We start from the raw sequence: 13,333 nt of genomic DNA, 5'->3' as shown, positions 1-13,333 counted from the left end.
TCTTAACTTCCTTTTTTTGTGGGGAGAGCAGGATTCGAACCTGCGAAGTTCACACAGCAGATTTACAGTCTGCCCTCGTTGGCCGCTTGAGTATCTCCCCGAAATAATTTACGATTTCAAATTGTAGATTTTAGATTAAATTCTAAAAACATTTTTCTTATCATAAATATTTTTTTTATCAATAATTGCATGAACAATTTCAAATCGCATTTGAAATTTTAGAGCCGGCGGAGGGACTCGAACCCACGACCTGCTGATTACAAATCAGCTGCTCTAGCCAACTGAGCTACGCTGGCAATTACATTAAAAAAGTCCGCTATTTCTAACGGACTGCAAATGTAGCTATTTTATCTTTGAATCAAAACATTTTTTGAAAAAAATTTCAATTATATGTGTGCTCTTATTTTTTCTTTCCTTTTTACAAGTAAACGCTCTAAAGATTCTGCAGAAAGTTCAACTGCTTCTTCAAAAGTTTTACATTGTTTCTTAACCAAAAAATCATCTCCCGGGACATTAATCTTTATCTCTACTGCCTTATTCTCTTTATCACTAGTTCTCTCAGCTTTTAAAAAAACATCTGCCGAAACAACTCGATCGTAATATTTTTCTAGTTTATCCATTCTTACCTGAATAAAATCTACCAATTTTCTGTCAACAGTAAAGTTAACTGCATGAACATCTACCTTCATAATACAAATTTTAGGGTTAAACATTTAAGAATTACTGTTTATTTCTTGGATGTGCATTAACATATACCTTTTTCAGCTCTGCTAAACTATTATGCGTATAAACTTGTGTTGACGCCAAACTAGAATGTCCCAATAATTCTTTAACTGAATTTAAATCTGCTCCGTTATTTAATAAGTGAGTCGCAAAAGTATGCCTTAGAACATGTGGACTTTTTTTTACCTTTTCAGAGACCCTACTAAAGTATGAATTTATTAATCGATACACAAAAGATTCGCTCAATTTTAACCCTTTTTTTGAAATAAAAAAATAACTCTCGTCAACGATACTTTCTACAGAAGCCCTTTCATTCAAATACAAACTGAACTGCTCTAAAACAATTGGCAGTACCGGAATTATACGTTCTTTATTTCTCTTTCCTAAAACCTTAATTACACTAGAAGATATATCAACATTATATATCATTAAATTTACCAGCTCTGCTCTTCGAATACCTGTCGTATAAAACAATTCAATAATTAACTTATCCCTGATTTGCTCAAATCCAACAGGACTACTAACTTCCTGCATTAAATCTGTAAGTTCTTTTTCAGAAAATGGAATCTGAACAATCTTAGGAGTTTTCAAAGCTTTATGCTTCAGCATTGGATTTACTTCTATTTGTTTTATTTTTAAAAGGAATTTATAAAACGCTTTTAAGGATGCCATTTTTCTATTTACCGAAACATTAGCAACATCCTGATCTACTAACGAAACAATCCAACTTCTAATTTGACTATAATTTGCTTTATCAATATTTTCTTGTTCAAAATGAGCTTTATTAAATTCTTCAAAAAATTCGATATCTTTTAAATAAGCATGTACAGTATGAACAGAATATTTTTTTTCCAGTTGCAAATAATTACGAAATGCTTCTTTATTTGATTCCATAAAATACAAATATTTACTTTAATTAATACAACGCAAAAAACCTAGTTATATTTAAGGATAATTATAAACTTCAAAATTAGACATAAAAAAACCGTTAGCATCAAAGTTATAATTTCTTGATGACTAACGGTAATTATTTTTGAAAAGCTAAATACTAACTTTCTAAACCATCTCTCATGTTTTGAATGTAAGCAGCTTTTTGAATTTGAGCTCTTTTGATTACAGAAGGCTTAATAAAAGCAGTACGTGCTCTTAATTGACGAACAGTTCCTGTTTTATCAAATTTTCTTTTATAGCGCTTTAATGCTCTATCGATATTTTCTCCGTCTTTAATTGGTATAATTAACATAATATTGACACCTCCTCTCGTTAAGGTTGCAAATGTAATTATTAATTATGAGTTATGAGTTATAAATTATATATTTTTTTGAGAAAGAATAAAGAGTATAGATAATAGAATATAGATATTAGATCTTTAAAACAATTCTTTATTCTATTATCTATACTCTTTATTCTATTTTCTTTATTCTTTTAATAAATTTCTAGAAATAACTAATTTCTGAATTTCGGTAGTTCCTTCTCCAATTGTACATAATTTAGAATCTCTGTAAAATTTTTCTACAGGAAAATCTTTTGTATATCCGTAACCTCCATGTATCTGAACTGCTTCATTTGCAACTTTTACACAAACTTCTGAAGCATACATTTTAGCCATTGCTCCGCTTGTTGTTACAGGTTTATGCTGTTGTTTTAAGAAAGCTGCTTTATGCAGGAGCAATTCTGAAGCTTCAATTTCTGTAGCCATATCTGCTAATTTAAATGAAATTCCCTGAAAACTGCTAATTGGCTGTCCAAACTGATATCTTTCTTTAGAATATTTTAATGCTGCTTCATAAGCTCCTTTTGAAATTCCCAATGATAATGCTCCGATAGAAATTCTTCCTCCATCTAAGATTTTCATTGCCTGAATAAAACCCTGGCCAACTTCTCCTAACCTATTTGCATCCGGAACACGGCAATTATCAAAAACCAACTCTGCGGTTTCGCTGGCTCGCATTCCTAGTTTATTTTCTTTTTTTCCTGATGAAAATCCCGGCATGCCTTTTTCAAAAACAAAAGCGGTCATTCCTTTAGAATCACCTTTCTCTCCGGTTCTAACAATTACAACTGCAACATCTCCAGAAATAGCGTGTGTAATAAAGTTTTTTGCTCCATTTACGATCCAGAAATCGCCATCTTTAACTGCTGTTGTATTCATTCCTCCTGCATCAGAACCTGTATTATGTTCTGTTAACCCCCAAGCTCCTATATGTTCTGCTGTTGCTAATTTTGGAAGCCATTTTTTCTTTTGTTCTTCGTTTCCGAAAGTCAAAATATGATTGGTACATAGTGAATTATGAGCCGCAACGGATAAACCAATAGAAGGATCTACTTTAGATATTTCTTCAATTACTGTAATATATTCATGGTATCCTAATCCAGATCCGCCATATTCTTCAGGTACTAAGACTCCCATAAATCCCATCTCGCCTAGTTTTTTAAATAACGAAATTGGGAAAACCTGAGCTTCATCCCACTCCATTATATAAGGTTTAATATTTTTTTCGGCGAAGTCTTTTATAGATTGAGCAATCATTGATTGCATTTCATTGTAATCAAAATTCATTGTATAGTTTTTAGAACTCCAAATATAAACTAATTATTTTTGCTTTTTCAACAGGAAAACCTTTAATTTTTGATAATTCCTCAATATTTTTAAATTCTCCATTCATACTTCTATAGGTTATGATCTGTTTTGCCAATGCATATTTGAAGTAGGGAAATTGAGACAACTCTTTTAATGACGCATCATTTATTAGGATTTTTTTAAAGCCCGGCACTTCATAAATTTTAAAATGGGAGCTTAATTTATAAATAACTTCTGGCGAAAGTCCCCAAACTTCAGCTAATTGTTCCATTGAAACAAATCCTCCTAAAATCTCTTTTTGCTTTAATATACGTGATGACAAGGCTTCACCTATTCCGTATATTTTAACTAAATCCTCCTGTGTCGCCTGATTAATGTCAAGCAATGCGGTTTTTTCTTTTTTAGCAAAGGTTTGACTGGATGCGTTTTTATAATCTTTGTAATCTTTATAGTCTTTTTTATAATTTACAAACTCCTTCTTATTATTAATCCAATCTGGGAATTTAAATAAAGGAGATATTTCCTTTAACAAAGAATCAGAAATCTTTGTTACCTGTTGAAACTCTTCGGCAGAGCTTACATACTTATTTTCTTTGCGAAATGCCAGAAGCCGATCGATTTCCTGAACAGACATTCCGAGTTTATATCCTTTATAATCAGAAATAAAGTTTGGATTAAAGGTATAAACTTTATGTTTCTCATTATTCTTTTCCGATTTTGCTGCATCAATTTCGGACTGTAAAGCCATCCATTGTTCTTTTTCAGGGAAAGATTTTACGGGCGGATTAAAATCAGCAAAAAAGTAAACTGCCTGTAATACAATAATAATGATGAACAGTAAAAAAATCCCGGTACGTTGCTGCTTTGTAAATTTAAAATACATCGCTGCTTTTCTAAAACTCATTGTTTAATAAAATTTCTGTTTTGATTTAAAAATATAAATTAAGAGAAAAAATACTGAATTATTCAGAAAAATAGTAAAAACACGAGTTCTGAAAGATTATTTATTCTGTTACTAAATAGCAATTAAATTAATGAATTCTACTTCCTGTAAAAGCTTTATTACGAGTTGTACAAATAAATTAAATATTTTATAACTTAAAACATGATAATTGTTTTTATTATTTATAAAAAACAATACATTTGGAACTTAATAACAATAAACCAATATTATAGTATGTCAATTTGGAAAACTAAACCTCTTTCGGTATTGCTTGGTGAAGCATCCGAATCTGAAAAAGGACTAAAAAGAACCTTATCTTCACGTTCGCTTGTTGCACTTGGAGTTGGAGCAATTATTGGAGCGGGACTATTTTCGCTAACCGGAATTGCCGCTGCAGACCATGCAGGTCCAGCAGTTACAATTTCTTTTATTTTAGCCGCTGTAGGCTGCGCATTTGCAGGTCTATGTTATGCTGAATTTGCTTCAATGATACCTGTTGCCGGTAGTGCCTACACTTATTCTTATGCCACTATGGGAGAATTTATGGCTTGGATTATCGGTTGGGATTTAGTTTTAGAATATGCATTAGGAGCCGCAACTGTGGGTGTGAGCTGGTCGCGGTATTTATTAGAATTACTTGCAAAATTTAATATTCATCTTCCTCCCTCGTTAATATGTTCGCCCTGGGAAACCTTAACTTTAAGTAATGGAACTGTAATCAATGGCGGAATTGTTAACTTACCTGCAATCTTCATTGTTTCTTTACTTTCTTTATTATTAATTAAGGGTACAAAAGAATCTGCAACAATAAACAATATATTAGTTGTAGTAAAAGTTGCGGTAGTTATCATCTTTATTGTTTTAGGATGGAAATTTATTGACCCAACAAACTATGTGCCTTATATTCCTGAAAACACTGGTGTTTTTGGTAAATTTGGATGGTCTGGAATTGCTGCTGGAGCTGGTACTGTATTTTTTGCTTTTATTGGTTTTGATGCGGTTTCTACTGCAGCACAAGAGGCAAAAAATCCGCAAAAAGGAATGCCAATTGGTATTTTAGGTTCATTAGTTATTTGTACTATATTATATGTATTGTTCTCTCACGTTATGACGGGACTTGTACCTTATTATAAATTTGCAGGAGATGCAAAACCTGCTGCTACTGCTTTTGCAGTTACAGGTTATGACTTTTTACAAACTGGTTTAATTATAGCAATTTTAGCTGGTTATACTTCTGTAATGTTAGTAATGCTTATGGGGCAAAGCCGTGTATTTTACACGATGAGTAAAGATGGTTTATTACCTCCATTTTTCAGCTCAATCCACCCAAAATTCCGTACTCCTTGGAAAACTAATTTATTCTTTTTAGTGTTCGTAAGTATATTTGCTGGTCTTGTTCCTGTTAGTGATTTAGGACATATGGTAAGTATCGGAACTTTATTAGCGTTTGTTTTAGTTTGTATTGGTGTTATGGTTATGCGTAAAAAAATGCCAGATGCTCCAAGAGCTTTTAGAACTCCTTTAGTTCCGTTTGTACCTGTAGCTGGTATTGTAATCTGTTTGGCATTAATGTATTCATTACCAAACGAAAGCTGGGCTAGACTTGTAATCTGGATGGCTTTAGGTATTATTATTTACTTTGTTTACGGAAAGAAAAACAGTAAATTAAACAATCCGGAAAAATAGTATTTCTTATAAATGAAAAAAGGATTATAGAGTTTGAAACTTTATAATCCTTTTTTTTATGCTTTAAAATAACTTTATAAATCAAATACAGAAGTGCGTTTGGCACGGATTAAATCTTTTAGACGTATCCAAAATGCCAAAGTCAAATAAACTCCAAATCCTAAACCAGCGGTTACAAAAGATATGTATATAAAAAACAGTCGTACGCTCGTAACGCGCATTCCTAGTTTATCTGCTAATCGAGACGAAACATGAAATCCGTATTTTTCAAAGAAGAATTTTAGTTTTAGAATGGCAGACATATTTTTAATTTTAGATTTTAGACAAAATTACAAAATTTTTTAATGCTTAATTATCTAATTATTTTTTAGCAATTCCATTCCTATTGCGCATTTCAAACATGCTTTTTGATTACAGTATTCATTTTTTAGCTGTATTAAAGTTTGTGTTCCAAATGCATTGTCAGGAATTATACCAAAAGACTCAAATTTATCAATGATCGAATTTTTCTCTGGCGGGACTTCATTCATAAAACTAATTAAATCTTCAAAATTAGATTCTCCCATTCTTTCGGCATAAGCAAATTGTATTGGAATTATTGTATTCAAAATCACTAAATCTATAAATGATTTTGATAATGTTTTTGCTTTTTTAGCACTTTCTTTATCAAACTGATAATGATTCTGCCAATACTCACTTGCTGTAACTGACAATATCTGGTAAACTTCTTTTACAGATTTTAATGCGATAATTTTAGAAAATAAATTTTGATGTTTTTTATACAATCCTGCTAATTGAGAGAGTCTTATTGTTGGGAAATTATCGGGACGATGTTTAAAAAACTGAACTGGCTCTACAATTATTTTTTCTAATTGATATTTATGCAAAAGATAAAAATATCTGATTTTTAAATCTTTAAAATAAACATCTTCTTTGTCTGTGTTTAATAAACCTGCATTTCCAAACAATAAAGCTTCGAGGTTTTCTGCTTCAAAACTTTCTTTTCTTATTATTGAAAACGGAATGGATTTAGCAATTTGCAAAAAAGAATTTCCATTGGTGTTTAAACCAAAATTCTTTGCCAGTAAGCAAAACAAAACTGCTTCCCAATCTGAATTTGTTTCTTGTAATAAATCGTAGATGAATTTTGATTTTCGTTCTAAACGTTCAAAAAACAATCTTTCCAACCAGTTTTTAAAGACAAATTCGTCTGTTTGTACAATTTGTTTTTCGCAGAATATCCAAGATTTTGGAGATGCTAATGAATTGTAATTTGATAATGTATCGGATGAAACATAATCTTTTAAAACCAAAACAGGAATTTCTGTATTATTTTCTCTAAAAATAGCCGTATCATTTTCCCAAACTACATGCAAAATTACATTCTCGTACGCTACATCTTTTTCATGTCCATGTAAATACCAATCAGAAGATTTTAAATGAATTTCTACATTTCCTGCCCATTTTTGATCACCGATTATAATTTGAGCATTAAAAAAATCTGGTCCGGCAAGTCCTAAATAATCACCTGTTTTTATAATCGTAATCTGCTCTTCTTGGGTTGTTCTTAAATTTAAAGTTTCAAACTTCTTGAATCTCCAGAGATAATGAAGAAAGTCTTCTTTCATTTAGTTTTTATATTTTTTTTACAAAAACTAAATTAAGAAAAATAATACTAATCTTACAAATTTGTAATTGTTTTATTTCAACAAATATAATTTTGCACAAGCCCGGGCATCCGAAAGTGCTTCGTGATGATTCAGTTTAATATTCATTTCGCGGCAACAGTCACTCAATTTAGTTGGCTTAAATCCTTTTGATTTATAAATTTTAACGGTGCATTCCCATTTCGGAGCAATATTCAAATCTTCATATTGCAAACCATGCAGCGCCATTGATTTCATTAAAACATTTCGATCGAAACTTTCGTTATGCGCTACAACTACTCTGTTTTTTAGCCTTCTTTCTATTTCGGGATAGACTTGTAAAAATGTTTTGGCATTTGCAGTATCTCTCGGATAAATACCATGTACACGAATCGTAAAAGAATTGTATTCGTTATTTGGCGGTTTTATCAGCGTAACAAATTCATCTACAATTATTCCGTCTTGTACCGTAACAATACCAACAGAACATGGATGATAAGCGGTTGCAGTTTCAAAATCTATGGCAGTAAAATTCATTTTTTATATATTTTCTAAAGCTAAAAAAATCCATAAATCTAATTTATACAAAATCAGATTTATGGATTATAGCGTTTTTATTATGCTCTTATTTTATCGCTCCGATAATATCATATTTGGTTATAATGTGATGATTTCCGTTTTCTAAATCAACCAAAACAGCATCATTTTCTTTAGTAAATAACTTAGATACTTCTTCTATTGGTGTTGCTAATTTTACAATCGGGAATGGCTTGCCCATTACTTCTTTAATTGGTTTTTCGGCAACATTTTTATCGGCAACATAACTTCTAAACAAATCTGTTTCATCTACAGAACCCACAAATCCGTTGATATCTACAACCGGAATCTGCGAAATCTTATATTTACGCATACGCTCGATGGCGTGCGAAACTAATTCTTCTGTACGAACTACTATTAATTGTTTATCAATATGATCTTTAATTACATCTTCGGCTTTGGTAACGTTTTCGTCTAAGAAACCGCGCTCACGCATCCAATCGTCATTAAACATTTTACCTACATAACGGCTTCCAGAATCGTGAAATAATACTACTACGACGTCATCTGGCTTAAAATGTTCTTTTAGCTGTAATAATCCTTTTATACATGCACCGGCAGAATTTCCAACAAAAATAGCTTCTTCAAGTGCAATTTTTCTAGTGTAAACCGCGGCGTCTTTATCTGTTACTTTGGTAAATCCATCAATTAGAGAAAAATCTACATTTTTAGGAAGAATGTCTTCTCCAATTCCTTCTGTGATATAAGAATAGATTTCGTTTTCATCAAAAATTCCAGTTTCGTGGTATTTTTTAAAGACTGAACCATAGGTGTCAATTCCCCAGATTTTAATGTTTGGGTTTTGCTCTTTTAAATATTTTCCAACTCCAGAAATAGTTCCTCCTGTTCCTACTCCAACTACAAAATGAGTGATTTTACCATCTGTCTGCTTCCAGATTTCTGGTCCGGTCTGCTCGTAATGCGCCAAAGAATTGGACATATTATCGTATTGGTTTACATACCAGGAATTGGGAGTTTCTTCTGCTAAACGCTTTGAAACTGAATAATATGAACGAGGATCTGTTGGCTCAACATCTGTTGGACAAACTACTACTTTGGCACCAACGGCACGCAAAATATCCATCTTTTCTTTTGATTGTTTATCAGAGATTACACAAATCAATTTGTATCCTTTGATAATAGCTACAAGTGCAAGTCCCATTCCGGTATTTCCAGAAGTTCCTTCAATAATAGTTCCACCCGGTTTTAATCGCCCGTCAGCCTCTGCATCTTCAATCATTTTTACGGCCATTCTGTCTTTTACAGAATTTCCAGGATTAAATGTTTCGACTTTTGCCAATACTAATGCATCGATTTCAGCAACAATTTTGTTGAGTTTTACTAAAGGTGTATTACCTATTGTTTCTAAAATATTCTTTGAAAAGTCCATTTTTATTTAAGTTTAATATTTGGTTTTAAAATGAATTTGAACTTGATTTATTGGAAGAAATTCCAAACTAAACCAAATCGGATAACAAAATCACGATAAGGATTATCAGGCGCCGAGTAATAATTGCTTTTTGAAAAAGCGGCGTTAAGATGTTCTGCTTTTAAATAAAATCGCGTTTGGCGTATTCTTGCATTTACAAAAAAGTCGAAAGTAGCAAAATTTCCAATTTTTTGAGCAATTTCAGGATTTTGAACAAAAAACTCTCCAATAACAGGATTATATCCGTTGGCATAATATTTTGTAAAATAATTAAATGTAATACCACTCTGCATAAATAAGGCTTTCTTAAAAAAGTGCCCTGAATAATAAAATGTATTTCTGGTTACAAAATCCGGTACATTTAAAATTAAATCTGTTTGATCTACTTTTTGGTATAAAAGGGTATTATCCAACGCAAATTTCCCGAATTTGAATTCTTTGTTTGCTTTTATTTCTAAATAATTAATAACGTTACCATATTGTTCTGGTTTTATTATTTGAATTAAGCTGTCTTTTTGTCTCTGTGTCGCGCTAGAAACATCGCTAAAATATAAATGATCTTTTAGAACTGTATATTGAGCCTGAAGATTTACCCAAGGTGTAGAAATATCTGCACTTATCAAATTGATTTTTTCGTTTTTATAATTATGAGACCAATTATAAGATACCCAGCTGCTTTGGTACAGGTTATAGTTGTAGTTTGGCAATTTGTTTATGTTTCTGTATCTAAAATCAAATTTGATTTTGTCGCTATAATTGTATCTTAGTTTTGCATCTAAATCAGAAAGAGATTGCTTGGTAATTGATCTTGTGTATAAGAAACGACCGTTCCATTTATTTTTTTGATATTCATATTGTCCTCCAAAATTATTAATCTGTTGGTATAAATGCGATGGGGTTGTTGAGTTATCTTCATATACGATAATACGATTGTATTCGTAGTTTGATCTATAATCATCAATAAAAAAATTAAACTTTCCTAAAAGAGAATTTTCATACGCAAGTCCAACTTTATTGTATAATTTTTCGAATCTTGTTTTATCACTTATGTTATTTGTTACATATGATTCGCCAAAACGCTGTATCTGTTTATTGTTTATTATAGAAGTTACGGTAGGCTGTTTGTACTCGTATGTTTTATACTCATAGTTTAATTGATGATTGATATATAGATTGTTATTTCCAGCTGTAGGATTTATTCTAAAGGCATGATCAAAAAATAAGCGTTTTCCTTTTAATGTTGATTCTGCATCTGTTAGATATACTTGTAATCTCTGACGGTTTTTATAATCTTTATTGTCACCTTCAAAAAATCCCGGATCTGTAATACCGCCATTTTCTTCGTTCATATTATCCTGACCTACATAATGTGCATTTAAAACATATCGTTTACTTGTAGTAGCATAACTTGTTGTAAATCTAAAACTTCCTGAACTTACTAATTGATTAATATAATCTCCTTCTGAACGCAAACCTCTGTAAGCGATAGAAAAATTAAGATTTTTTGAAACATTTAATGTTATAAACGAATCTACATTTTGTCCTTTGTTGATTGTTGTATTAAAAAATAGTTCAGTTAAAGGAGTTGCTACAGAATAATATCGAACTTGATCTGCTTCTATAAAATTAAAATGTTTTGCATTAAAACCAATTTCGGGATATGGTGAAAAACTATTTAAACTGTATTGCAATGTATTGTATGGCTGACCAATATTAGAGAATGGTAAAAGCCCGAACTCATCTCTTCTAATGTGATTTTGCTTGTAGGCACTTTTTAGTGTTAATGAAGTATCTACATAAGTAGTATCGTGTTCCAGTGTAATAATCTGATACTGATCTATCGTTGCAATTTTTGTTTTTTTCTTTTTTATTGTATCTGTTATACTATTATACTTAGTATTCATATCTAAATTACTTTTAGAAGTATTTTTTTCTTGAGAAAACAAAAATGCTGGTACAACTAATAGATATAAAAAAAAGAGTATTCTCATTTGTCTGGATTATATATAGATATTATTCTGTCAATTTAATGAAGCAAAGGTAAATTATATAAACGTATAAATAAAAAACAAATTGGCAGTGTGCAGAAGTTTTTTACAACAAACCTATTTAAGCAAAAACCCCCCAATCAGAAAAGTGATCAAGGGGTTTTAAAAAAATCAAAATATTTATTTTCCTACCAGTCTGGATTTTGTCCTAAACCTGGATTAGTATTCATTTCTACTTGTGGTATTGGCCATAAGAATCTATAGTCAGTACTTGGAATAGCAGCAACTGGTGTAGTAACAACAAAACCATTTCCTAATACATATGCATCTTTATTAGGAGTTGCATTAGCAACTTTTGCAGGAATTCCGTTAATAGCAACAGAAGCTATTGGATCTCCTTGTAATCTGTGAATATCTGCCCATCTACGGCCTTCTTGTAAAAACTCAATTCTTCTTTCTTTAAGAATAGCAGCAACCATAGCAGCATCTGTAGTAAAAGAAGCAGCTGTGTAAGCCTGAGTCGCAGGAGTAGCTAAAGATCTATTTCTAACAGAGTTTAATAAAGTTAAAGCAGCAGGTAAGTTTGACAAACGAGCTTGAGCTTCTGCCATATTCAATACTACTTCAGCATATCTAATTACTGGTGCAGCGTCAGACATATTTGTAACGTCTGTATACTTGTTAGTATATTTTATTCCAGCAGCAGTGTAGATCATTTTTCCATCTTCTCTACGTTTATCATCTGCCAACCAGCTTGGATCTCTCCATAAAATTGGACTAATTGCAACTAAAGCTCTGTTTTTCAAAACACTTGCTAATGCAGCATTTACCTGAGGGTTAGATGTTGCAGAATGCTGGATAGAGAAAATAGACTCCGTATTAGTTAAATTATTAGCCAATACAAACGGTGCAGCTGGATCTTCTGTTAACTTGTAAAGTCCATTTAATTTAGTCCCTTCAGCAATTACGTTTGCCCAGTCTCTTTTTTGAAGATAAACTCTCGTTTTGAAAGCAATTGCAGCGCCTTTTGAAGCTTTTGCAGTTAATTTTGTAGTAATTAAATTTTCAGCATCTGTTAAATCAGCCAAAACTTTTGCATAACATTCAGCAACAGTATTTCTTGGTTTTGCAGCTTCAGATGTAATTTCAGCTACTGTATTAACACCTACTTCTCTGTATGGAATACCAGGATGTGTTCCACCAGCAGTAAAGTTGTATGGTCGTGCAAAATTGGTTAGTATTTCAAAATGAGTAATTGCTCTTAAAAACTTAGCTTGTCCAATATAATCATTAGCAACAGCCTGAGTAATAATACCTTTAGAAACGGCATCATTTACACCTTCGATCATAAGGTTACATCTACCAATTAATCTGTAACCATCAACCCAGTAATAAACGTTATTAGCAGTTGTTGGATCGTAAGTAGCTGTGTATGTTAATTGGTAAAAAGTAGCCATATTAACAACATCTTCTCCTCTAGCTTCTCCTTGTTCTACGAAGGCTGCTCCCCAAATATAACCTCTACCACCATTTGGACTTGTAGATGCTGCATTATATTGTCCGATTGCTGCTGCGTTATAAACACCATTCATGTATGCTGCTATGTAAGCAGGAGTTGAAAAAGCAGCTGCGTCAGAAATATTGTTTATTGGATTTAAATCCAGTATTTTGTCCTCTGTACATGAACTCATCCCGAGTACAGCTACAGAAAGTAAAATTGTTTTTATTAAATTTTTCATA

Annotated in this window: 12 protein-coding genes and 2 tRNA genes; 1 reads left to right on the top strand and 13 read right to left on the bottom strand. The window is 31.7% G+C overall.

The window, feature by feature from the left end; all coding sequences use genetic code 11:
• Window positions 1-19: 19 nt before the first annotated feature.
• The 7 genes from EV144_RS23520 to EV144_RS23490 form a co-directional block, all read right to left on the bottom strand.
• Window positions 20-100, bottom strand: a tRNA-Tyr gene (locus EV144_RS23520).
• Between the two features lie 122 nt (window positions 101-222).
• A tRNA-Thr gene (locus EV144_RS23515) sits at window positions 223-296 on the bottom strand.
• 90 nt (window positions 297-386) lie between these two features.
• On the bottom strand, window positions 387-689 hold the full coding sequence (hpf, locus tag EV144_RS23510) for a ribosome hibernation-promoting factor, HPF/YfiA family (protein WP_134151587.1): 303 nt from the start codon (window positions 687-689) through the stop codon (window positions 387-389).
• 31 nt (window positions 690-720) lie between these two features.
• Window positions 721-1,617, bottom strand: a complete 897-nt coding sequence (locus EV144_RS23505; RefSeq protein WP_134151586.1) for a tyrosine-type recombinase/integrase — start codon at window positions 1,615-1,617, stop codon at window positions 721-723.
• Window positions 1,618-1,771: 154 nt separating this feature from the next.
• Window positions 1,772-1,966 (bottom strand): 30S ribosomal protein S21, encoded by a 195-nt coding sequence (gene rpsU / locus EV144_RS23500; protein WP_026985791.1) that lies wholly within the window; start codon window positions 1,964-1,966, stop codon window positions 1,772-1,774.
• Between the two features lie 174 nt (window positions 1,967-2,140).
• On the bottom strand, window positions 2,141-3,283 hold the full coding sequence (locus EV144_RS23495) for an acyl-CoA dehydrogenase family protein (protein WP_134151585.1): 1,143 nt from the start codon (window positions 3,281-3,283) through the stop codon (window positions 2,141-2,143).
• Between the two features lie 10 nt (window positions 3,284-3,293).
• On the bottom strand, window positions 3,294-4,208 hold the full coding sequence (locus EV144_RS23490) for a ComEA family DNA-binding protein (protein WP_134151584.1): 915 nt from the start codon (window positions 4,206-4,208) through the stop codon (window positions 3,294-3,296).
• 273 nt (window positions 4,209-4,481) lie between these two features.
• On the opposite strand from EV144_RS23490, the gene EV144_RS23485 reads away from it, so the two are divergent.
• A complete protein-coding gene (locus EV144_RS23485; RefSeq protein ID WP_134151583.1) occupies window positions 4,482-5,933 on the top strand; it encodes an amino acid permease in 1,452 nt (483 codons plus the stop codon).
• Window positions 5,934-6,007: 74 nt separating this feature from the next.
• Here EV144_RS23485 and EV144_RS23480 read toward each other — a convergent pair whose 3' ends face one another.
• The 6 genes from EV144_RS23480 to EV144_RS23455 form a co-directional block, all read right to left on the bottom strand.
• The gene (locus EV144_RS23480) at window positions 6,008-6,235 is read right to left on the bottom strand and encodes a PspC family transcriptional regulator (protein ID WP_007810860.1); all 228 of its coding nucleotides are present in this window, start codon (window positions 6,233-6,235) and stop codon (window positions 6,008-6,010) included.
• 54 nt (window positions 6,236-6,289) lie between these two features.
• Complete coding sequence (locus tag EV144_RS23475; protein WP_134151582.1) at window positions 6,290-7,561, bottom strand: DUF2851 family protein; 1,272 nt, start codon at window positions 7,559-7,561, stop codon at window positions 6,290-6,292.
• A gap of 72 nt (window positions 7,562-7,633) precedes the next feature.
• The gene (locus tag EV144_RS23470; RefSeq protein ID WP_134151581.1) at window positions 7,634-8,116 is read right to left on the bottom strand and encodes a 3'-5' exonuclease; all 483 of its coding nucleotides are present in this window, start codon (window positions 8,114-8,116) and stop codon (window positions 7,634-7,636) included.
• 88 nt (window positions 8,117-8,204) lie between these two features.
• Window positions 8,205-9,566 carry a pyridoxal-phosphate dependent enzyme gene (locus tag EV144_RS23465; protein ID WP_134151580.1) on the bottom strand — a complete coding sequence of 454 codons (1,362 nt, stop codon included), beginning with the start codon at window positions 9,564-9,566 and terminating at the stop codon, window positions 8,205-8,207.
• A 47-nt stretch (window positions 9,567-9,613) separates the two neighbouring features.
• Window positions 9,614-11,596: a putative porin gene (locus EV144_RS23460; RefSeq protein WP_134151579.1), complete on the bottom strand. Its 1,983-nt coding sequence runs from the start codon at window positions 11,594-11,596 to the stop codon at window positions 9,614-9,616.
• A gap of 185 nt (window positions 11,597-11,781) precedes the next feature.
• Window positions 11,782-13,332 (bottom strand): RagB/SusD family nutrient uptake outer membrane protein, encoded by a 1,551-nt coding sequence (locus EV144_RS23455; protein WP_134151578.1) that lies wholly within the window; start codon window positions 13,330-13,332, stop codon window positions 11,782-11,784.
• Between the last annotated feature and the right edge of the window lies 1 nt (window position 13,333).

The organism is Flavobacterium sp. 270, from assembly GCF_004368785.1.
Taxonomy (GTDB): domain Bacteria; phylum Bacteroidota; class Bacteroidia; order Flavobacteriales; family Flavobacteriaceae; genus Flavobacterium.
The sequence above is the reverse complement of the archived record's forward strand: the minus strand, read 5'-3'. Positions and strand labels throughout refer to the sequence as shown.

Coding starts and splice junctions, on each gene's coding strand:
- rpsU (WP_026985791.1), bottom strand. CDS start 1,966: ATGTTAATTATACCAATTAAAGACGGAGAAAATATCGATAGAGCATTA.
- EV144_RS23455 (WP_134151578.1), bottom strand. CDS start 13,332: ATGAAAAATTTAATAAAAACAATTTTACTTTCTGTAGCTGTACTCGGG.
- EV144_RS23485 (WP_134151583.1), top strand. CDS start 4,482: ATGTCAATTTGGAAAACTAAACCTCTTTCGGTATTGCTTGGTGAAGCA.
- EV144_RS23480 (WP_007810860.1), bottom strand. CDS start 6,235: ATGTCTGCCATTCTAAAACTAAAATTCTTCTTTGAAAAATACGGATTT.
- EV144_RS23505 (WP_134151586.1), bottom strand. CDS start 1,617: ATGGAATCAAATAAAGAAGCATTTCGTAATTATTTGCAACTGGAAAAA.
- EV144_RS23475 (WP_134151582.1), bottom strand. CDS start 7,561: ATGAAAGAAGACTTTCTTCATTATCTCTGGAGATTCAAGAAGTTTGAA.
- EV144_RS23470 (WP_134151581.1), bottom strand. CDS start 8,116: ATGAATTTTACTGCCATAGATTTTGAAACTGCAACCGCTTATCATCCA.
- EV144_RS23490 (WP_134151584.1), bottom strand. CDS start 4,208: ATGAGTTTTAGAAAAGCAGCGATGTATTTTAAATTTACAAAGCAGCAA.
- EV144_RS23465 (WP_134151580.1), bottom strand. CDS start 9,566: ATGGACTTTTCAAAGAATATTTTAGAAACAATAGGTAATACACCTTTA.
- EV144_RS23460 (WP_134151579.1), bottom strand. CDS start 11,596: ATGAGAATACTCTTTTTTTTATATCTATTAGTTGTACCAGCATTTTTG.
- hpf (WP_134151587.1), bottom strand. CDS start 689: ATGAAGGTAGATGTTCATGCAGTTAACTTTACTGTTGACAGAAAATTG.
- EV144_RS23495 (WP_134151585.1), bottom strand. CDS start 3,283: ATGAATTTTGATTACAATGAAATGCAATCAATGATTGCTCAATCTATA.